Raw genomic sequence first — 20672 nt, 5'->3', positions numbered from 1 at the left:
AGGCCGCAGCCTTAGCCGTAAGTCGGGTGAAACCGCCCGGCGGGCGACAGCGTGAAAATCTCGCACCCGTCCGCCGTGACCCCAACCGAATGTTCAAACTGCGCCGAGAGCGATTTGTCGCGCGTGACGGCGGTCCAGTCATCGGCCAGCACCTTGGTTTCCGGGCGACCCAGGTTCACCATCGGTTCGATGGTAAAGAACATCCCTTCCTCCAACACCGGGCCGGTGCCGGGGCGGCCATAGTGCAGCACGTTGGGCGGCGCGTGGAACACCCGGCCCAGCCCGTGACCACAGAAATCGCGGACCACGCTCATCCGATGACCTTCGACATAGGCCTGAATCGCATGACCGATATCGCCGAAGGTATTGCCCGGCTTGACCATTTCGATGCCTTTGAGCAGCGAATCGTGTGTCACCTGTATCAGGCGCTCGGCCTTGCGGCTGAGCGTTCCGGCCACATACATCCGGCTGGTATCGCCGAACCAGCCATCAACGATCACCGTCACGTCGATGTTCAGAATGTCGCCATCCTTGAGCTTCTTGTCGCCGGGAATGCCGTGGCAGACCACATGGTTCAGGCTGATACAGCTGGCATGGCGATAGCCCTTGTACCCGATCGTCGCCGATTTTGCGTCCGCCGCGTTGACCATCTCTTCGATCAGCCGGTCAAGTTCGCCGGTGGTCTGGCCCGGAACGACATGCTGGGCGATTTCGTCAAGGATCTGCGCCGCCAGATGGCCCGCTTTGCGCATTCCGGCGAAATCGGCGTCTTGATGGATACGGATGCCTTCGCGCGTCAGGCGCCCCTGGTACTCATCGTTCACTGGTCTGCTCCGTCGCAACTGATGTTTCTTAATATTTAGGCTGCTTTACCCAAAAGGACCAGAGCCGCCTATGTCTCAAATGGCAAGGCGCGGCCCAGATTTATGCTTTCGGGGCTAATTAGAGTGTCGAAACACAGGACCTCGACCCCCGCCGCGCGTGCGATCTGAAACCCGGCAGCATAGGTCGGGTCGATATCGCCCGCCAGCGTCACGCGGGCACAATCGGTGCGCTGCACCAGATAAAGCATCACCGCGCGGTGCCCTGCCTCGGCCATCGCGGCCAGTTCGGTCAGGTGCTTTGCGCCGCGCGCGGTCACACTGTCGGGGAATTCGGCCAGACCGGGCTGACGGCTGAGGGTGACACTTTTCACCTCGACATAGGCGGCGGGTCGTGTGGCGCTTTCCAGCAGGAAATCGATCCGGCTGTTGGTGCCGTATTTCACCTCGGGCCGCACCGTGTCATAGCCTTGCAACCCCGGCACCGCGCCCGCCATCAGCGCTGTGCGCAGCGCACGGTTGGGCACCGACGTATCGACCCCGGTGAAGTGTCCGTTCTCGTGATCCACAAGCCGCCAGCCGAAGTTCAGCTTCTTGTTGGGATCATCGTTCGGCTCCAGCCAGATCCGCATGCCCGGTTCGGCCAGCCCCAGCATCGAGCCGGGATTCGCGCAATGCGCCACCACCTCGCGGCCATCCTCAAGCCGGGCATCGGCCAGAAACCGCTTGTAGCGACGGATCAGCCGGGCAGGCACAAGAGGGGTTTGAAAGCGCATGTCCCGCGCCTATACCGGACGGGGAGATTTCGCAAGGAGAGGGGCCATGACCAACCCAACAGCCGCCATGCTTGTCATCGGAGACGAGATTCTGTCGGGCCGCACCCGCGACAGCAACATGCACCATCTGGCGCAGGAACTGACCAAACACGGCATTGATCTGCGTGAAGTGCGTGTGGTCTCGGATGATGCCCCGGCCATTGTTGCTGCGGTTCAGGCGCTGGCCGCCGGGTTCACGCATGTGTTTACCTCGGGCGGGATCGGCCCCACCCATGATGACATCACGGCCGAGGCGATAGCCCGCGCCTTTGATACCCCGATCACCGTGCGCGACGACGCCCGCGCCCTGCTGGAAGCGCATTACAAACGCACCGGCGGCACCTTGAACGAGGCGCGGTTGCGCATGGCGCGCATCCCCGACGGCGCGGCGCTGATCGACAATCCGGTTTCCATCGCGCCGGGGTTCAGCCTGCGCAATGTGCATGTCATGGCCGGTGTGCCCGCAGTGTTCGAGGCGATGGTCGCCAGTGTTCTACCGACGCTGACCGGCGGGCAACCCGTGCTGTCGCAAACCTTGCGGGTGAACCGTGGCGAAGGCGATATTGCCGGGCCTCTGGGGGTGCTGGCCGATGACTTCCCAGATCTTTCCATCGGGTCATATCCGTTTCAGATCAACGGGGTATTTGGCACCAACATCGTGATCCGCGGGCAGGACGGTGCCCGCGTTGATGCCGCCATGACCCGCCTCGCCGAAGGGGTTGCCGAATGATGCCCAGTGCCGAGCAACTGTATGAAGTCATCGACGGAACCTGGCCTGCGGCCAGCACGCAAACTCATGGTCCGTGGCTGATCCGCGAAGGCGGCGGAGGCGGGCAACGTGTGTCTGCCGCCACCGCACGGCAACCCGTCAGCGCAGAGGATCTGCCCGCGGCAGAGGCCGCGATGCTGGCCCTGCATCAGCCCCGCCTGTTCCAGATCCGCGCTGGCGATGACGCGCTGGATGCGCTGCTGGCAGCCCGCGGATACGAGGTGGTCGATCCGGTCAACTTGTGGGTGGCGCCGGTCGCTGACATCATCAACGAGGTGCCGTTTCCCCTCACGGCCTTCGCCCTGTGGGAGCCGCTGGCGATCCAGATCGACATCTGGGCCAAGGGCGACATCGGGCCGGGCCGCATCGCAGTCATGGAGCGCGCACCACAGCCGAAAACCTCGCTGCTGGGACGGCAGAACGACACCCCGGCGGGCACCGCTTTTGTAGGGGTCCACGACGGTATCGCCATGCTGCACGCGCTTGAAATTTTGCCGCATCAGCGCAAGCAGGGCATGGCGCGCAAGTTCATGCGCCTGGCCGCTTCGTGGGCACAGGAAAACGGGGCCGAGTATCTGTCCGTCGTCTGCACACAGGCCAACACTGCGGCGAATGCTCTCTATTCTTCCCTCGGCATGACACTTGTGGGACAATATCATTATCGCAAACACAAAGATGATTTGAAATGAGCAAACAAGACCTGCCGACCGCCCTGAACCTGCCTGCCGTCGATCCGCTGCCCGAGGCCACGCAGAAATACTTTGATATCTGTCAGGACAAACTCGGCCTGGTGCCGAATGTGCTCAAGGCTCATGCCTTTGACATCAACAAATTGAACACGTTTTCGGCGCTTTATAACGATTTGATGCTGGGCGACAGTGGGCTGTCGAAGCTTGAGCGCGAGATGATCGCGGTCGCGGTGTCGTCGGTCAACAAGTGCTTTTACTGCCTTACGGCCCACGGCGCGGCTGTGCGGCAACTGTCGGGCGATCCCAAGCTGGGCGAGGCGCTGGTGATGAATTACCGCGTGGCCCCGCTAAGCCCGCGCCAGCGTGCGATGCTGGACTTTGCCGTTCTGGTGACCACCGCCAGCGCCACCGTGCAAGAGGCGGATCGTCAGGCCCTGCGCGACGTCGGATTTACCGATCGTGATATCTGGGACATCGCCAATGTCACAGCGTTTTACAACATGACCAACCGCGTTGCTTCGGCCACCGATATGCGCCCGAATGACGAGTATCACGCGCAGTTCCGCTGATGCTCTTGCGACCGCTCCTCGCCCTTTGTGGCCTGCTTTTGCCGCTGCCGGGGCAAGCAAGCGCGCTTGATCTGCGATTGCCGGGCAATGCCAGCCTGTCGGCGGAACAGTCGCTTGTGCTGGACAGCTATGCCATGCCGATCGGTGCGTTTGCCAATGGGGCGCTGCCAGTTCAAAATCTTGAGGGGCGGATTACCCGGCAGGCCTGGCGAATAAGCGCGCAGGGACTGACCTCGTTGCAGATCCTTGATCCATTGCGGCGGCAACTGGCCGATGCGGGCTATGTCACGCTGTTTGAGTGCGAGGCGGCGGCCTGCGGTGGCTTTGACTTCCGCTTCGGGACCGAGGTTCTGCCAGCGCCGGACATGTATGTTGATCTGACGGATTACCGGTTTCTGGCCGTTGGACGGGGCGAAGGCGATCACCTGACGCTGCTGGTCAGTAGCGCCGCCAATGTGGGGTATGTGCAGCTGATCCATGTCACCGATGGCACGGCGGATGCGCCCGAGGTTCATGTCGGCTTTTCCGCAAGCCCCGGCGGCGCACCCAACGCGCCATCTGACCCGGAGTCGTTGGAGCAGCGGATGGTGCAACAAGGGCATGTCGTGCTGGACGACCTGACGTTCGACAGCGGTTCGTCGTCGTTGGGCGCAGGACAGTTTGCCACCCTCGCGGCGCTGGCGCAGTTTTTGCTGGCGCAACCTGACCGCCGTGTCGCGCTGGTGGGGCATACCGATGCGGTGGGCGGGCTGGACGCCAATATCAGCCTTTCCAAACGCCGCGCGGCATCAGTGCTGGAACGTCTGGTCTCAGCCTACGGCGTACCGCGTGCGCAGCTCGAGGCCGAGGGCATGGGGTATCTCTCGCCCATCGCCCCCAACCAGACCGACATAGGCCGCGAGGCCAACCGCCGGGTGGAGGCTGTTTTGCTCAACACCGACTGAGGACATATCGTCATGCCAGCCATTGCGCGGTATCTGAGCCATCCACGGTCAATACCGACCTTTTCGCAGCCTAGTCCAGGCGGACCAGTATGGCGCGGAAGTCATTCACGTTGGTGCCCGTCGGGCCCGGTGTGAACAGCCCGTTCACCGCCTCGAACGCGCTGAAGGCATCGTTGTCCGCCAAAGCCTGCGCCGGGTCCACGCCCGCACGCCGCATCGCCGCCGCCGTGCCACCATCGGCAAAGGCCCCGGCGTTGTCTTCCGACCCATCAATCCCGTCGGTATCCGCCGCCAGCGCCGTGATCCCGACAGTGCCATCGATTTCCTGCGCCAGTGACAACAGGAACTCGCTGTTGCGCCCGCCGCGCCCCTTGCCGCGCAATGTAACCGTGGTTTCACCGCCCGATAGGATCACCACCGGCGGCGCGAAAGGCCGCGCTTTGGTGGCCACTTCGCGCGCGATTGCGGCGTGAACCTTGGCCACCTCGCGCGCCTCGCCCTCGATCGCGTCGGACAGGATCACCGCCGGAATCCCGCGCCGCTGCGCGGCCTCTGCCGCCGCCTCGAGCGAGCGCGCGGCCGAAGCGATCACATGCACCTCGTTGTCGGCAAAACGCGGATCGGCGGGGTTCGGGGCGTCATCGGGCGCGTCGCGCAAAAACGCTGCGATCTTGTCGGGCAGGGCAATGCCATAGTCGCGCACCGCCGCCAGCGCTTCGGTCCGGCCCATAGCATCGGGCACCGTCGGGCCACTGGCCACCTGCGCCGGGTCATCGCCGGGCACGTCTGACACGATCAAGCTGACCACCCGCGCCGGAAAGGCCGCCGCGGCCAACCGCCCGCCCTTGATCCGGCTGACCTGTTTGCGCAGCGCATTCATCGCCCCGATCGGCGCGCCGCTGGCCAGAAGCGCTTGGTTCAGCGCCACTTCATCCTCCAGCTCCAACCCCTCGGCAGGTGCAGCCAGCAGGGCCGAGCCCCCGCCGCAGATCAGCGCCACCACCAGATCATCGGCGGTAAGCCCGTCCACGGCAGCGAACAACGCCTCCGACGCCGCAAGCCCCGCCGCATCGGGCACCGGGTGCGCAGCCTCCAGCACGGTCAGATGCTGACAGTCAGCGCCATAGCCATAGCGGGTCACGACCACGCCTTCGAGCGGGCCATCCCAAAGATCCTCGAACGCCGCCGCCAGCTGCGCCGCGCCCTTGCCGGCCCCCACCACGATCACGCGGCCTTTGGGCCGGGCGGGCAGATGCGCGGCCAAAGCGGCCTTTGGCTCCGCGGCATGGATCGCCGCATCAAATAACTCTGTCAGAAAATTTCTGTCCTGCATCCTGCCTCCGGCCAAATCCTCTGACAGAGGTAACAGCCCGGCCCGACGCGTTCAATCATTGCCGCCACCGCAGACCAGCCCGCGCAGACCAGCCCAAATGAAAACACCCGCCCGACCATATGGCCAGACGGGTGCGGGACGGATTGAAAAACCGTACCTTGGGATCAGTTGACAGTTTTCGTCTCGACCATGGTTTGTTCAACCGGCTGGCCGCTGGCAATCTCGATCCGGCGAGGCTTCAGCGCCTCGGGCATCTCGCGGATCAGGTCGATATTCAGCATCCCGTTGGCATGGGTCGCCCCGGTCACACGCACATGATCGGCCAGCGTAAACCGCCGCTCGAACGCGCGGGTGGCAATGCCGCGATGCAGATATGTCCGCTCGCCATCATCTTCGGCCTTGCGGGCCGACACGATCAGGGCGTTGTCCTTCATTTCGACCGACAGATCAGCATCCGAGAACCCGGCAACAGCGATCGAGATACGATATGCGTTCTCGTCGGTTTTCTCGATGTTATACGGGGGGTAGCTGTTTTGCGTGACATCATTGGTGAACGCGCGGTCCATCAAGTCAGCAATCTGGTCAAAGCCAACAGTGGCACGGTAAAGTGGTGCAAGATCAAAGCTTCGCATGGGTTATCCTCCATCTGAGCGATACCTGAAAACGCCTTCCCTTCATGGGACAGGCAAGTTTTCGGGGCCCGGACACCGGCACCCCGATACGTCAGAATCTGGGAAGAGTATCGCACGGTTTCAACCCCCGCCGGGGCGAATGAATTTGGCACCTGTGTTGCGCCGCGCACCAGCCACGCCGATCCGGTTCACACCGGGGGGCGGGGCCTGAAACACGCCGACCCCCGCATCCAGCTGACTGCGCAACAATGCGACCGACCCATCCAACTGAGACCCCAACGCCACTTGGCGCCCCTTGGCCTCGGCCTTGGCGGACACCACCGAAACGATCCGCACTTCGCCACTATCAAAGCTGAAGACCGGCGCGCCAGACGATCCGAAATCAACGTCACAGGACATGACCAACACGCCCTTCTGCCGCCCGATCACCCCGCACATTTCCTGCATCGAGGGTGCATCTGCCCGGCCACGCGCATATGACACCACCCCGACGCTGTCTCCCGCGCGCACGTTCCGCGCCGTGGCAAACGGATGCACCGATGTGTTTCGGATTGGCCGCTGCAACTCCAGCAGGGCAATGTCATTGCGCACCCGCTCTGTCGTTACTGCGCCATCATATTGATAGGACGGATGAACCACCGCCCGGCGCACCATGCGATAGGCCTCGGCGCGGCCATTGCGCCAACCGGCCAGAAATTCAACCTTGCTGTGGTCGATCCGCTGGCCCGTGGTTTTGTCAAACAGGCAATGCGCCGCCGTCAGCACCAGATCGGGCGTGATCATCGCCCCGGTGCAAAACCCGCGCCCGCCCAAATCCAACCGCCCCACGGCCTCCCAGCCGCGGCTGTCGTCGCCAGTATTCATCCGCCGCAGAGCACTGTCCTGCGCATCGGCGGTCCCGCCTGCAAGCAGAAGGGAAAAGATCAGCAAAAATACGCGGTGCAGCATAGGGCCTCCGGTCCATCGTCCTGCCGCAGTCATACCCGCGAGGTTAGGCAAAATTACGGCGGCTTCAGCGCAGAATCGGGATTTCAGGCGCGCGCTTTCCGGGTGCACTCAGCGCGGGCGGTTTCGGCCCACCTGTTGCCCAGTCCAGCAACTCAACCGTGTGCACAATCGGCACGTCGGTGGCGCCACCGATCTGCATCATGCAACCGATATTCCCCGCCGCGATGATGTCCGGGTTTTTCGCCTCCAGCGTTTTTACCTTGCGCGCCTTCAGCTGTCCCGAAATCTCGGGCTGCATCAGGTTATAAGTGCCAGCCGAGCCGCAGCACAGATGGCTATCCGCCGGTTCCACCACCCTGAACCCGGCCCGTTTCAGCAGATCCTTGGGAAAAGTCTTGATCTTCTGCCCATGCTGCAACGAACAGGCCGCGTGATAGGCCACGGTCAGGCCCTTGTCGGCCCCTTCGGGCAGGTCCAGCTTCGTCAGTACTTCCGAGACATCCATCGCAATCGCCGCCACCCGCGCGGCATCGCCCGCCAGCGGGTCGTTGCGGAACATATGGCCGTAATCCTTCACCGTCGTGCCACAGCCGCTGGTGTTGATCACAATCGCATCCAGCCCCTGACCATCCATTTCCCCCGTCCAGGCGCGGATATTGCGCGCAGCCGCACGGTGGCTTTCGTCGCTCTTGCCCATGTGGTGCGTCAGCGCGCCACAACAGCCCTGCCCTTCGGCAATCACCACGTCACAGCCCATCCGCTTGAGCAGGCGAATAGTGGCATCGTTGATATCGGTGTTCAGCGCCCGCTGCGCGCAACCGGTCATCAGCGCCACCCGCATTTTGCGCGGGGCCTCGGCCACAAAGGTCTGCGGATCATCATTGCGGCTGACCGGCGGGATATGTTTCGGCGCCATTTCCAGCATCGCCCGCAGCCGCGCATCCGGCATCAGCCGCGCAAACGGTCGCCCGATCTTGGCTCCCAACAACGCCAGCCGGAACCGCGTCGGATAGGGCAAGATACGCGCCAGCACCCAACGCAACGCCCGATCGCCAAACGGCCGTTTGTACTTCTGCTCAATATATTCGCGCGCGTGATCCACCAGATGCATGTAGTGCACACCGCTGGGGCAGGTGGTCATGCAGGCCAGACAGCTCAGGCAGCGGTCGATATGCTTGACCGTTCTGGCATCCGGCACCCGCTCGTTTTCCAGCATATCCTTGATCAGGTAAATCCGCCCGCGCGGGCTGTCCAGCTCGTCACCCAACACCTGATAGGTGGGGCAGGTCGCCGTGCAGAAACCGCAATGCACGCAGGACCGTAAAATATCGTTCGACCGCTGAATCGCAGGATCGGTTAACTGCTCGGGGGTGAATGTCGTTTGCATATGCCTATCCCATCAATCCGGGGTTCAGAATGCCGCGCGGGTCGAACTTGCCGCGCAGCGCCCGTGTCAGCGCCGCCACCGGCGCCGGTTCCGGCTGAAACACCGGCACGACCCGGCGCAGCGCTTCGCTGCCGCGCACCAACGTGGCATGACCGCCCAGCACCGCCACCTGCTGACGCAGGATCGTGGCACCCGCGTCGCCCACCTCATCCACCAGCAACCAGATCAGCCCGCCACCCCAGTCATAGATCGCCTGCGCGGCAATCCCCTGCGCCCGCACCGCCGCCGTCAGACCCGGCGCATCCGATGGCTTGACCGAAAGCCGCCACACCGCCCCTTCGCGCGCGGCAAAGGGCGTCACGTCCCGCACCTCGCGCCACAAAGCGGCACTTTCCATGCCTTCCACCACCTCGAACCCGGCACAGGCCCCCTTCAGCAATGCATCGCGACGATACGCCACCGATCCCGCCAGCCCCTCAAGCCGCACCCGGGTCTGCGAAGCATCCTCCGCCACACCCGCCTCCAGATGCGCGGCGCCCGACACGTCATAGGGCGAACCCAGCGCCGCGCTCAATACCCGCACGCCCGTCGCCGCATCCTGCCCGCGCCCGACCAGCGTCACCTCGGCCTGCGGCACCGCCAGCACCTTGAACGACAACTCCGTCAGCACCCCCAGCGTGCCATGACTGCCCGCCATCAGCTTCACCAGATCATACCCTGTGACGTTCTTCATCACCCGCCCGCCATTCTTCAGCACGCGCCCAGCGCCATCAACGAACCGCACCCCAAGCAGGAAATCCCGGCAAGCCCCAACCTGCACCCGCCGCGGCCCCGACACATTCGCCGCCACCATGCCACCCATGGTCGGCGCGCCCCGCGTGCCCAGCAATGCCCGATGATCCATCGGCTCAAACGGCAACCGCTGCCCCTCAGCCGCCAGAACCGCCTCAACCTCGGCGACCGGCGTGCCCGCCTTCACCACCAGCGTCAACGCCCCCGGCTCGTGCAGCACCACACCACTCAACGCGGCGGTTTCCACAACCTCGCCCATAACCGGCGCGCCAAACGCCCGCGTCCCGCCGCCCCGCACCACCAAAGGCCCCTTGGCCCCGGCCACGATCTCGGCCAGTTCGGCCTCACTCTCAGGTCTCATCATGCTTCTTTCTGATCCAAATACTCCGGGGGTCCGGGGGCAGCGCCCCCGGGACTCTCAACCAGCGCGCCTGCCCAAAGACGCCGCCAACGGGAACACCTTCGCCGGGTTCAACAACCATTGCGGATCGAACACATCCTTCACCGCCATCTGAATATCCAGATCGTCCGGCGCGAATTGATCCACCATCAGATCGCGCTTCTCGATCCCCACCCCATGCTCGCCGGTCAGGCACCCGCCCACCTCGACGCACAGCTTCAGCACATCCGCGCCAAAGGCCTCGCACAGCTCCAGATCCCCGGGCTTGTTGGCGTCGAACAGGATCAGAGGGTGCATATTGCCATCCCCCGCATGGAACACGTTGCCAACGCCCAGCCCGTATTGCTGACTCATCTCACCGATCCGGCGCAGCACGTACGGCAGCTGGCTAACCGGAATCGTGCCATCCAGACACATGTAATCGTTGATCTGGCCCATCGCACCGAAGGCCGACTTCCGGCCCAACCAGATCCGCGCGCTCTCCTCCGCAGAGGTACTCTCGCGCAACTCGACCGGATTATGCCGCCGCGCGATCTCCAGGATCAGCCCCAGTTGCTCGGCAATCTCCGCTTCGCTGCCCTCCACCTCGACGATCAACAATGCTTCGCAATCGGGGTATCCCGCCCCGGCGAACGCCTCCGTTGCCCGGATCACGGGCCGATCCATGAACTCGATCGCCACCGGCAGAACCCCGGCCCTGATAATGTCGCTGACGCATTCCCCGGCGACCTCGTTGCTGTCGAACCCCATCAGCACTGGCCGCGCGCCCTCGGGCTTGTGCAGGATCCGCAGGGTTGCCTCGGTCACCACGCCCAACTGCCCTTCAGAGCCGCAAATCACCCCCAGCAGGTCCAGCCCGCCGGGATCCAGATGCGCGCCGCCGAGCTCGACCACGGTGCCATCCATCAACACCATCGTGACCCCCATCAGGTTGTTGGTCGTCACGCCATACTTCAGGCAATGCGCCCCGCCGCTGTTCATTCCGATATTGCCCGCAATGGCGCAGGCCAGCTGACTGGACGGGTCCGGCGCGTAAAAGAAGTCCTCCTCCTCCACCGCGCCGGTCACGCTCAGGTTGGTGCGCCCGGTCTGCACGCGGATCACCCGGTTTTCGTAATCGGTCTCCAGCACATCGTTCATCCGTGCCACGCCCAGAATCACGCTGTCGGCCGTCGGCAAGGCCCCGCCCGCCAGCGACGTGCCCGATCCGCGCGGCACCACCGGCACCCCCATGTCGTGACAAATCTTCAGCACCGCCGCCACCTCGGCGGTCGAGGACGGCAGCACCGCCACCAGCGGCGGACAGCGATAGGCCGTCAACGCATCGCATTCATAGGCGCGCGTTTCCATTTCGTCATGGATCACCGCCTCGGGGGGCAGAACCTGCAACAGCCGCTCAACAAGACGGGGCTTCTGGGCCAGTACGGCCGGATCAGGCAGAGGCATTTCCATGGCGTCATCCTTTTTTGAATGGATTGGTAAGAAAAAATAACCAATTTTTCGCGACTGGCAAGCCATCAATTCCCACGCTATCGTGAGCCCATGAATTGGACGGATCGGATCGGGCTTTTCGGGCCCCTGGATATCGCGGCGCTGGCGCTGCTTTTTGTGGCGTGGGTCGGCATTGGCTGGCTGATCGAACACCCCGGTCGCAAGCGCCCTTCGGTGTCGGTGCTGATGGCGGAATACCGGCGCGAATGGATGCGCCAGATGGTCACGCGACAACCCCGGATCTTTGACTCGCAAACCCTTGCCACCCTGCGGCAGGGCACCTCGTTCTTCGCCTCTGCCGCGATGATCGCGATTGGCGGCGGCCTGGCAGCAATTGGCAACTCCGAGCGTCTGGTCGACGTCGCTCAGGACCTGTCACTCAGCAACGAACCCAAGTTCGTATGGGAGGTCAAGCTGTTGGTCATTATGCTTTTTCTGACCAATGCTTTTCTAAAGTTCGTCTGGTCGCATCGGCTGTTCGGCTATTGCGCCGTGCTGATGGGGGCCGTGCCGAATGAACCCGACAACCCCACCGCCCTGCCCCGCGCCGCCAAGGCGGCCGAGATCAATATCACCGCCGCACGAAGCTATAATCAGGGGCTGCGCTCGGTGTATTTCGCGCTTGGCACCGCGGCCTGGCTGATCGGGGCGCTGCCGCTGATGGCGGCCACATTGGTCACCTTCTGGATCCTCTGGCGGCGTGAATTTGCCTCGAAATCTCGCGCCGTATTGTGTGGCTTGTCCGATGGCATGGGACACACACAGACGTGACGGGCAGGTGACCATGACCAGTGCTAGGTTCAACGCATGAAAACTGCGCTTTCCCTTCTGTTTGTGATCGCCCTGGGTGCCCCTGCCGCCTTGGCGGACAGCCCTCGAATCATCCGTGTGACGGCTGAAAAGGCCGGGATGGGCTGGCGGTTCGATGTGACCCTCAGCCACCCCGACAGCGGCTGGGATCACTACGCCGATGGGTGGGAGGTGATCGCCGCCAACGGCAAAGTGCTTGGCCAGCGCGCGCTGATGCACCCGCACGTCAAGGAACAGCCATTCACCCGCTCGCTGGTCAATGTGATGGTCCCCGATGGCATGCGCGAGGTCTTTGTTCGGGCGCGCTGTTCACAGGCCGGATGGGCATCCGACACTGTGACCGTGCACCTGCGCCCCTGACCCGCTAGCGCCGCCCCTCGCGCAGCCACGCCCCGACAATCAGACCCAGACCAAGCAGCAACACCAGCCACGCCGGCAACAGCGGAATCCGCGTGACCGACCGCGTTTCATACGCCTCGCGCGGGGTCAGCCCGATCCATCCCCGCCCCGCCGCAGGCCGCCCCGCACGCACGTCGCGCAATACCGGCAAGCCGCCCGACAGCGCCATCACGCCGCCGCCCGACAGCGCCATCACGCCGCCGCGCGTCGGCGCGATCACCGGCGCCAACGCGTCGCCGCTGGCGATGGTTTCCTCGAACTCGCGTGGCGCTGACGGGCCCAGCCCGATTACCGCCTCCACACCGCCCTCGCTCAGCCGATACAGGCCGATTTCCGGCCCGGTATACTCGGCCTCGAATTGCCCCGGCGCAACTTCGCGCAGCGGCAGCTCGGTGCTGTCGCCCGAAGGCGTCACCACCGTCACTGATCCCGCCTGTTCGGACAGGGTGCGGCGCAGGATACGCATCTGCTGCCCCACCGCCTGCGCGCTCAGCGCCTCTTCCTCCAGCTCGGGTTCCTTCATCATCCAATGCGCCAGCCGTCGCAGCAGCTCCATCTGCGGCCCGCCGCCCTCGAACCCGCGATCCCACAGCCACGCCTGATCCGACGCCAGCAACGCAATCCGACCCGCGCCGACCCGGTCCAGCACCAGCAGCGGCTTATCCTCGATCCCCGACATCACCACCGACCCGGTGCGCGGCTCGACCTCGATCTGGCGCATCCAGCGGCCCCAGTCGCCCGCTCCCTCGGGCTTCAGCCCCGCCGTCACCGGATGGCGCTGACCCAGATCGGTCACTTTCGGCAAGTACCCCTGCTCGATCACCCGCGCCGTCGGCCGCGCCGGAATGATCGTGGACAGGGGCGAGCGGAAAATCGAATCCGCGCTGGCAAAATCCGGCCCCGCCGCAATCAGAACCGCCCCGCCCTTGAAGACATAGTCCCGCACATTCTCAAGATAGATCGAGGGTAATATCCCCCGGCGTTTGTAGCGATCAAAGATGATCAGATCGAAATCGTCGATCTTTTCCAAAAACAGCTCGCGCGTTGGAAAGGCGATCAGCGACAATTCCGCCACCGGCACGCCATCCTGCTTTTCCGGCGGTCGCAGAATGGTGAAATGCACCAGATCGACCGAGCTGTCGGATTTCAGCAGATTGCGCCACGTCCGCCCGCCCGGATGCGGCTCGCCACTGACCAGCAGCACCCTCAGCCGGTCACGCACGCCGTTGATCTGCACCAAGGCCGTGTTGTTGCGATCCGTCAGCTCGCCCTCGGCGGCGGGGGCGGTGAACTGGATCACGTTGCGTCCGCCATGCGGCAGGGTCACCGGCAGGGTGAACCCGCGCCCGACCGGCACATTGATCCGCACCGGCGGCGCTCCATCCACCGAGAGATCCAGCGGCACATTGGCCGCCCCGGCAGGCGCTGCCCCCATATCCTCGATCCGCAACGACAGCGTCACCGGTTCGCCCAAAATGGCAAAGGCCGGGGCATTTTCCACGATCAGGCGCCGGTCCCAATCCTGTGGCTGACCCGACAACAGCAGATGCAACGGCGCAGGCAGATCGGGCGCGCGCTCCAGATCATGCAGCCGCCCGTCGCTCAGCGCGATGATACCTGCAATCCGCGCGCGCGGCTCTTCGGTCAGTACCTTGCTCAGCGCGCCCATCAGCAATGTGCCCGCATTGTCCGCGCCATCGCCCACGTCGACCCGGCGCACTTCGGTATTCGGGCGGGCACTGATCCGCGCCTCCAGCGCCTCGGCGGCGCGCGCGGTCTGCACCGCGCGATCGCTCAGCGCCTGACTGGCCGACCCGTCGACCAGCATCACCACAATATCCGACAGCGCCGCGCGATCTTCCTGCCGATAGGCCGGGCCACTCAGCGCGCCCAGCAACACCAGCCCCGCCAGCAGCCGCAGCGCCCACCCCGTCAGCCCGCGCCACAGCGCCAGCCCCGTGGCCACCGCCACCACTCCGGCCAGCACCGCCAGCGCCGCCCACGGCAGCAGGGGGTCGAAAATGATCTCGCCGTTCATTGGCCCAACCTGTCCAGCAACGCAGGCACATGCACCTGATCCGATTTGTAATTCCCGGTCAGCACATGCATCACCAGATTGACACCAAACCGATAGGCCAGCTCGCGTTGCCGTTCCCCGGCATAACCCCGCCCGACCGGAAACAGCGCATTGCCACGCACGTCAGTGGCCCAAGCCGCAGCCCAGTCGTTGCCGCCAATCACCACCGGTGTGACCCCGTCGTTCAGGTTGCGAAACGGCATGCCCTCGACCTTTTCGGCATCAAGCGGGGCCGCCTCGACCCATACATCGCGGCCCATATGGCGACCGGGAAAATCCTGTAGCAGGTAGAACGCACGCGTCAGCACGTGGTCACCCGGAATTGCCTCCAGCGGCGGAATATCCAGCGGGTCCGCCAATTCGCGCAGCTTGCGGCCATTCGGGCTGCCCGCGCCGAACCCGGCAATATCCGCGTCGCGCGTATCAAACACGATCATCCCCCCCGAGCGCAGATACCGGTTCAGCCGCACATAGGCCTCGGTCGTCGGCTGCGGCTGATCCGGCGTCACCGGCCAATAGATCAGCGGAAAGAACGACAGCTCGTCACGCTCCAGATCGACCCCCATTGGCGGCGCAGGCTCGACCGAGGTGCGGAAGAACAGCGTATCCGACAGGCCAAGCAGCCCCGCGCGCGAGGTATCGTCAATCTGCGCATTGCCGGTCACCACATAGGCCAGAACCACCTCGGACGTTGCCATGACCGCAAAAGTATCGTCGGCGCGCGCATTCTGCGGCACCGTCAGCGCCGCCAGCACAACCACCGCCACACGCCCGGCCATCAGCCGCCCCGACAGCGCCAACGCCGCCAGCACGTCCAGCAGCAAAGCCACCAAAGCCGCCGCCAGAAGATAGCCCGCCAACGGCGTTTCAGGCGCGCGCGCCAACCCCTCAACCGGGATGCGCGCAGGCCACTCCGCCCGGATCAGCAGCCGCTCAGGCGTCATCGCATTGCGCGCCAGACGCCGGGTTGCGCCCTCGTAAACACCGGGGCGCAAGTCCGGCCCAAGCGGTGCCTGCACCAGATCCTCACCCGCCACCCCCGGCAGGGTGCCCGCATCGCGGGCGCGGCCAAACCCGTCCAGCACCTGCACCGGCGCCCAGACCGATCCGGCCAGATCCTCTGCCTCCGGGCGCTCTACCAATGACGAAATTGCCATCCGGTCCAGCATCTGCACAAACAACCCCGACAGCGGCAGGCTCGACCACTCCGCATTGGCCGCGACGTGGAACAGCACCACCTGCCCCTGCCCGACCCGCTTGCGTGTCACCAAAGGTGTGCCATCGCTCAGCTGCGCAATCACCCGGTCGGCCAGAACCGGGTCCGGCTGCGCCATTACCTGCGCCGAAACGCTGACATCAGGCGGCACCGCAAGCCCATGAAACGGGCTGTCCTCGCTGAAAGGCGCCAGCGTCTTGGGCGCGCCCCAGCTCATCGCGCCACCGACCGTGCGCCCGCCCGAGCGTAACCGCACCGGCATCAGCGCATCCTCTTCGCTGCGGCTCAACTCGCTCGCTGCCAGCCGCGGCCCGGCAAACCTCAGCAACAGCCCGCCCTTATCCGTCCACTCCAGCAGCGCCGCCTGCTCGGGCTCGGTCATCGAGGCAACATCGGCCAGAATGATCACATCCGGGTTCGCGGGCAGAACATCCAGCAACGCCCCCTCCAGCAGATCCGCCGATGGCGCCAGCGCCTGATGCAGGTAATGCAGCGGCGACAGCAACTCCAAGCCCTCACGGTCATCGCGCCCGGCAATCAGCGCCACCTCGCGACGGCGCAGGCTATCATCGCTCAGCGCCACGGCGCCCGCGCTGCGCTGGCCCTCAATCTCGAACCGGGTCACCCGCGCCCGCATCTCCGAAGGCAGCGCCAGCGCGCCCTGCGCCTCAACCGCGCCCGTCTCGAACCGCAGCGGCAGCCGTGCCAGAATCGCTTCGTTTCCCGCCGGGTCGCGCCCCTGCGCCAATACCGTGATCTCTTGCATCCCCGCCGCATCCCTGCGCCGCGCGATCAAGGCCACCGCCCCGTCTTCGTACCGCGCAGGCAGCAACGCCAGCGCCCCGCGCCCACTGTCAAACACCCTGACTGGGCCATGCGCCTCAAGCGCCGCCAACATTGCGCCGCGCCCATCGTACTCAACGCTGTCCGACATCCACCAGCTCTCGAAATCCTGCTCGCCCAGCGCCGCAGCAGCGGCCTCGATCAGCGCCGCCGAAGGCTCCCAAGGCTGTGGGTCCAGCCCCGCCAACCGCCCGCGCGACGCCTCTGCTGGCTGAAATACCACCGGCTCGGGCGTGGTCAGCCGCAACAATCCCGCCACGCGCCCCGCGCGGCCGGCCTCGGCCAACAACCGGTCTGCCATCGCCGCGCGCGCTGCCCAATCCTGCGCCCCGGTCCAACCGCCGTCGAACACGATCAGCACCGGCCCCGTGCCATCGCCCCGCGCCGGTTCCGGGTTCAGCACCGGGCCAGACAGCCCGACGATCACCGCCGCCGCCGCCAGCATCCGCAGCAGCAACAACCACCACGGCGTTTTGTCGGTCACCGTGTCGTCGTCCTTTAGCCCCAGCAGCAGCGCCACACCGGGAAACCGCCGCCGGATCGGCGCAGGCGGCACCGCGCGCAGCAACAGCCACAGCACCGGCAGCGCCACCAGCGCCCACAACAGCCACGGCGTGGCAAATCCCAGCGCGCCCAGCGTCATCGCCCTGCCCCTCCGACAGCCCCATGACCAATCGCCTGCCACAGCCACAGCAGCGCGGATTGCGCGCTGTCGCTGGTGTGATGCGTGTGAAACTGCCAGCCGGTGACGTGGCACAAATCGGCCAGTTCAGCCTTGCGCCCCGCCAGCCGCCGCAAATACCGCGCGCGCAAATCGCCCGCCTTCAGCGTCTCATGCGAAACTGTGCCGCCGACGCTTTCAAACACGGTGCGGCCCTGAAACGGAAATGCCTCTTCGATCGGGTCCAGCACCTGAAGCAGCACCCCACGCACCCCGCGATCCGCCGCCTTGATCAGTGCCGCCTTTACCGGTTCCACATCGCCCATGAAATCCGACACGAACACCGCGCGCGCATGCGGGATCATCCCGCGCGCCTCGGGCACCCCAAAATCCTCGTCGCTGTCGATCGCGAAAAACTCTGCCAGCCGCACAATCTGGTTGTTGCCCCGCCGCGGTGGCAACGACGATCCCGTCAGCCCAACCCGCTCGCCGCCACGCACCAGCAATATCGCCACCGCCAGCGCCAAGACCCGCGCGCGGTCGGCCTTTTCCGGCAGGTCGGCCGTGCTGGAAAACCGCATCGAGGCCGCCTGATCCACCCACAGCATAACGCTTTGCGCGATCTGCCATTCGCGTTCGCGCACATATTGCGCATCCCCCCGCCCCGAGCGGCGCCAGTCGATCATCCGCATCGAATCGCCCGCCTGCACCGGACGGTATTGCCAGAAATCATCGCCCAGCCCCGCACGCCGCCGACCATGCTCGCCCAGCAAAACCGTGCCCGCCAAATGCTCGGCCCGCGCCAGAAGCGGCGGCAACCGCGCGGCCTGATCTTCGGCACGCGCCCGCAGGGTTTGGGGCGTGATCAAGCTGCGGCCTCGATCCGGGTGATCCGGGCCGCCGTGGTGTCGATCAGATCATGCAGGCTGTCGCCCCGCGCCCGCGCCGCAAAATTCAGCGCCATCCGGTGGCTCAGCACCGGGCGCGCCATCGCCACCACATCCTCGACCGAGGGCGCCAGCCGCCCCTGCAACATCGCCCGCGCCCGCGCGGTCAGCATCAAAGCCTGCGCCGCGCGCGGCCCCGGCCCCCACGACACCGTCTGCCGCACCCGTTCGTCCGCGCTCGCATCTTCGGGCCGGAAGGCGCGCACCAGATCCAGAATCGCCTCGACCACACTGTCGCCCACCGGCATCCGCCGCAGCAAAGTCTGCGCCTTCAGCAGGTCGCCCGCGCTGAATACCGCATGCGCCTCTTCTTCGGCCACGCCCGTCGTCGCCAGCAGAATACCCCGCTCTGTCGCGCGGTCAGGATAGCTCACATCAATCTGCACCAAAAACCGGTCCAGCTGTGCCTCGGGCAACGGATATGTGCCCTCCTGCTCGATCGGGTTCTGCGTCGCCAACACATGGAACGGCGTGCCCAGCGGCCGATCCTCGCCCGCCACTGTCACCCGGCGCTCCTGCATCGCCTGCAACAAGGCAGACTGGGTGCGCGGGCTGGCGCGGTTGATCTCATCCGCCATCAAAAGCTGGCAGAAAATCGGCCCCGGCACAAAGCGAAACGCCCGTTTGCCATCGCTTGCGGTCTCCAGCACCTCGGAGCCCAGAATATCGGCGGGCATCAGGTCGGGCGTGAACTGAATGCGGTTGCCGTCCAGCCCCATCACCGTGCTCAGGGTCTCCACCAGCCGGGTTTTGCCCAAGCCCGGCAGGCCGATCAGCAACCCGTGCCCGCCGCATAAAAGCGCCGACAGCGTCAGGTCCACCACCCTCTCCTGACCGATGAATCGCCGCGTGATCGAGGCCTTGGCTTCGGCCAGCTTTTCTTCCAGCGCTTCAATCTCGGCCACCAGATCGGTCGGATCGGACATGGCAAAACTCCTCTAACGACTATATCATCAGTATGAGTGTATCGCGCTACACGGAAATGGCAAAAGCAATGAGCGGACAAATGATCGTGAAACCTTCGGCAGAAAGCCTGACCACGGCGGCCCGCGCCGCCACCAAAGGCAAGGGCCTGCCCCCGGTACATCTGTGGAACCCGCCGTTCTGCGGTGATCTGGACATGCGGATCGCCCGCGATGGCACCTGGTTCTACCTCGGCACCCCAATTGGCCGCCCCGAGCTTGTCCGGCTGTTTTCCACAATCCTGCGCCGCGACGGGGATGATTACTTTTTGGTCACTCCGGTTGAAAAGGTCGGCATCACCGTCGATGACGCCCCCTTTGTCGCCGTGGATTTCGAAACGTCAGGCACCGGCCCGGACCAAACCCTGACCTTCACCACCAACGTGGGCGATACTGTCACCGCCGGGCAGGATGCGCCCATTCGCGTGGTCCGCGACGCCGAAACCGGCGAACCCTCGCCCTATGTGCTGGTCCGCACCAACCTCGAGGCACTGATCGACCGCAAAAGCTTTTACCGCCTGGTCGAGATCGGCAGCCACCATGACCACGACGGCACAAGCTGGTTTGGCCTGTGGTCCGGCGGTGTGTTTTTCCCCATCATCCCGTCGGCCGAACTGCCCTGACGCGCCCGCCAACGCCGCCAGTCACAGCACTTTGGCGGCGACGCGATCCATTACACGCAAAAGCCCGCGACATCGCCGCGAGCTTTTATGGTCTGTGCTTCAAAAGCCAATGTTAGGCTCACATATTCGCCAGAAATCCGTCAATTCCGGCCTGTGCCACTTCGGTGTCCTGCGCGGGCGTGCCCGAGCTGACCCCGATCCCGCCGACAACTTCGCCGCCCACGATCACCGGCAGGCCACCGCCCACCACCATCAACCGACCATGGATCGCCGAGGCAATGCCATACGCCGGTGCGCCGGGCTGGCTGGCCGCGCCATATTCATGCGTGGCCTTTTTCGCCGCAGACGCCGTAAAGCTTTTGTCGATGGCGATGGTGCTGGACGTGACCTTGCCCCCATCCATCCGCTCGAATGCGATCAGGTTGCCGCTTTCATCGGTAATGGCGATGCACATCGGCACGCCAATCTCATCGGCCTTGGCGCGCGCACCGGCGATCAGCGCCCGCGCATCCATGCAATCCAGTCGGGTTACGGTAATCATCTT

The 20672-nt window shown here is 64.8% G+C and carries 20 protein-coding genes; 7 read left to right on the top strand and 13 right to left on the bottom strand.

Annotated elements, in window-relative coordinates:
• Positions 1-11 precede the first annotated feature (11 nt).
• Together map and sfsA are read right to left on the bottom strand one after the other, a co-directional pair.
• Positions 12-824 carry a type I methionyl aminopeptidase gene (gene map, locus BSF79_RS14725; RefSeq protein WP_090270593.1) on the bottom strand — a complete coding sequence of 271 codons (813 nt, stop codon included), beginning with the start codon at positions 822-824 and terminating at the stop codon, positions 12-14.
• A gap of 68 nt (positions 825-892) precedes the next feature.
• Positions 893-1597, bottom strand: coding sequence for a DNA/RNA nuclease SfsA (gene sfsA, locus BSF79_RS14720; RefSeq protein WP_090270592.1), 705 nt, complete (start codon positions 1595-1597; stop codon positions 893-895).
• A gap of 46 nt (positions 1598-1643) precedes the next feature.
• On the opposite strand from sfsA, the gene BSF79_RS14715 reads away from it, so the two are divergent.
• The 4 genes from BSF79_RS14715 to BSF79_RS14700 are packed head-to-tail and all read left to right on the top strand — an operon-like array spanning position 1644 to position 4607.
• Positions 1644-2366 carry a competence/damage-inducible protein A gene (locus BSF79_RS14715; RefSeq protein ID WP_090270591.1) on the top strand — a complete coding sequence of 241 codons (723 nt, stop codon included), beginning with the start codon at positions 1644-1646 and terminating at the stop codon, positions 2364-2366.
• Positions 2363-3094, top strand: a complete 732-nt coding sequence (locus BSF79_RS14710) for a GNAT family N-acetyltransferase (RefSeq protein ID WP_090270590.1) — start codon at positions 2363-2365, stop codon at positions 3092-3094. The genes BSF79_RS14715 and BSF79_RS14710 overlap by 4 nt, the downstream gene beginning before the upstream one ends.
• The gene (locus BSF79_RS14705; protein ID WP_090270589.1) at positions 3091-3663 is read left to right on the top strand and encodes a peroxidase-related enzyme; all 573 of its coding nucleotides are present in this window, start codon (positions 3091-3093) and stop codon (positions 3661-3663) included. Before BSF79_RS14710 ends, BSF79_RS14705 begins: the two co-directional genes overlap by 4 nt.
• Positions 3663-4607, top strand: coding sequence for an OmpA family protein (locus BSF79_RS14700; RefSeq protein WP_090270588.1), 945 nt, complete (start codon positions 3663-3665; stop codon positions 4605-4607). Before BSF79_RS14705 ends, BSF79_RS14700 begins: the two co-directional genes overlap by 1 nt.
• Positions 4608-4677: 70 nt before the next feature.
• Here BSF79_RS14700 and BSF79_RS14695 read toward each other — a convergent pair whose 3' ends face one another.
• The 6 genes from BSF79_RS14695 to BSF79_RS14670 all read right to left on the bottom strand — a co-directional run bounded on the left by BSF79_RS14695 (position 4678) and on the right by BSF79_RS14670 (position 11551).
• Positions 4678-5940 (bottom strand): glycerate kinase type-2 family protein, encoded by a 1263-nt coding sequence (locus tag BSF79_RS14695; protein ID WP_090270587.1) that lies wholly within the window; start codon positions 5938-5940, stop codon positions 4678-4680.
• 164 nt (positions 5941-6104) lie between these two features.
• Positions 6105-6572, bottom strand: a complete 468-nt coding sequence (locus BSF79_RS14690; protein ID WP_090270586.1) for an Hsp20 family protein — start codon at positions 6570-6572, stop codon at positions 6105-6107.
• 120 nt (positions 6573-6692) lie between these two features.
• Positions 6693-7520, bottom strand: a complete 828-nt coding sequence (locus BSF79_RS14685) for a trypsin-like serine peptidase (RefSeq protein ID WP_090270585.1) — start codon at positions 7518-7520, stop codon at positions 6693-6695.
• 64 nt (positions 7521-7584) lie between these two features.
• Entirely contained in the window at positions 7585-8907 is a 1323-nt protein-coding gene (glcF, locus tag BSF79_RS14680; protein ID WP_090270584.1) for a glycolate oxidase subunit GlcF, read from the bottom strand.
• Between the two features lie 4 nt (positions 8908-8911).
• Positions 8912-10060 (bottom strand): glycolate oxidase subunit GlcE, encoded by a 1149-nt coding sequence (gene glcE, locus BSF79_RS14675; protein WP_090270653.1) that lies wholly within the window; start codon positions 10058-10060, stop codon positions 8912-8914.
• A gap of 57 nt (positions 10061-10117) precedes the next feature.
• A complete protein-coding gene (locus tag BSF79_RS14670) occupies positions 10118-11551 on the bottom strand; it encodes an FAD-linked oxidase C-terminal domain-containing protein (RefSeq protein ID WP_090270583.1) in 1434 nt (477 codons plus the stop codon).
• A 90-nt stretch (positions 11552-11641) separates the two neighbouring features.
• On the opposite strand from BSF79_RS14670, the gene BSF79_RS14665 reads away from it, so the two are divergent.
• Both BSF79_RS14665 and BSF79_RS14660 read left to right on the top strand, forming a co-directional pair.
• Positions 11642-12361, top strand: coding sequence for a DUF599 domain-containing protein (locus tag BSF79_RS14665; protein WP_090270582.1), 720 nt, complete (start codon positions 11642-11644; stop codon positions 12359-12361).
• Between the two features lie 36 nt (positions 12362-12397).
• Positions 12398-12760: a hypothetical protein gene (locus BSF79_RS14660; protein ID WP_090270581.1), complete on the top strand. Its 363-nt coding sequence runs from the start codon at positions 12398-12400 to the stop codon at positions 12758-12760.
• 4 nt (positions 12761-12764) lie between these two features.
• On the opposite strand, the gene BSF79_RS14655 is transcribed toward BSF79_RS14660, so the two are convergent.
• Genes BSF79_RS14655 through BSF79_RS14640 form a run of 4 tightly spaced genes read right to left on the bottom strand, consistent with a single transcriptional unit; the run spans position 12765 to position 19469 of the window.
• Positions 12765-14837, bottom strand: coding sequence for a hypothetical protein (locus BSF79_RS14655; RefSeq protein WP_090270580.1), 2073 nt, complete (start codon positions 14835-14837; stop codon positions 12765-12767).
• Entirely contained in the window at positions 14834-17578 is a 2745-nt protein-coding gene (locus BSF79_RS14650) for a DUF4159 domain-containing protein (RefSeq protein WP_090270579.1), read from the bottom strand. The genes BSF79_RS14655 and BSF79_RS14650 overlap by 4 nt, the downstream gene beginning before the upstream one ends.
• The gene (locus tag BSF79_RS14645) at positions 17575-18465 is read right to left on the bottom strand and encodes a DUF58 domain-containing protein (protein WP_090270578.1); all 891 of its coding nucleotides are present in this window, start codon (positions 18463-18465) and stop codon (positions 17575-17577) included. Before BSF79_RS14645 ends, BSF79_RS14650 begins: the two co-directional genes overlap by 4 nt.
• Positions 18462-19469 (bottom strand): AAA family ATPase, encoded by a 1008-nt coding sequence (locus BSF79_RS14640; RefSeq protein ID WP_090270577.1) that lies wholly within the window; start codon positions 19467-19469, stop codon positions 18462-18464. The genes BSF79_RS14645 and BSF79_RS14640 overlap by 4 nt, the downstream gene beginning before the upstream one ends.
• A gap of 68 nt (positions 19470-19537) precedes the next feature.
• Between BSF79_RS14640 and BSF79_RS14635 the strand changes: the two genes are divergently transcribed.
• Positions 19538-20128, top strand: a complete 591-nt coding sequence (locus BSF79_RS14635) for a DUF1285 domain-containing protein (protein ID WP_090270576.1) — start codon at positions 19538-19540, stop codon at positions 20126-20128.
• A gap of 118 nt (positions 20129-20246) precedes the next feature.
• On the opposite strand, the gene BSF79_RS14630 is transcribed toward BSF79_RS14635, so the two are convergent.
• Entirely contained in the window at positions 20247-20669 is a 423-nt protein-coding gene (locus BSF79_RS14630) for a GlcG/HbpS family heme-binding protein (protein ID WP_090270575.1), read from the bottom strand.
• Between the last annotated feature and the right edge of the window lie 3 nt (positions 20670-20672).

Origin of the sequence: Thalassovita taeanensis (genome assembly GCF_900110775.1) — a bacterium.
Taxonomy (GTDB): Bacteria; Pseudomonadota; Alphaproteobacteria; order Rhodobacterales; family Rhodobacteraceae; genus Litorimicrobium; species Litorimicrobium taeanense.
Note: the sequence above shows the minus strand (reverse complement) of the source record. Positions and strands in the feature narration are given on the sequence as shown.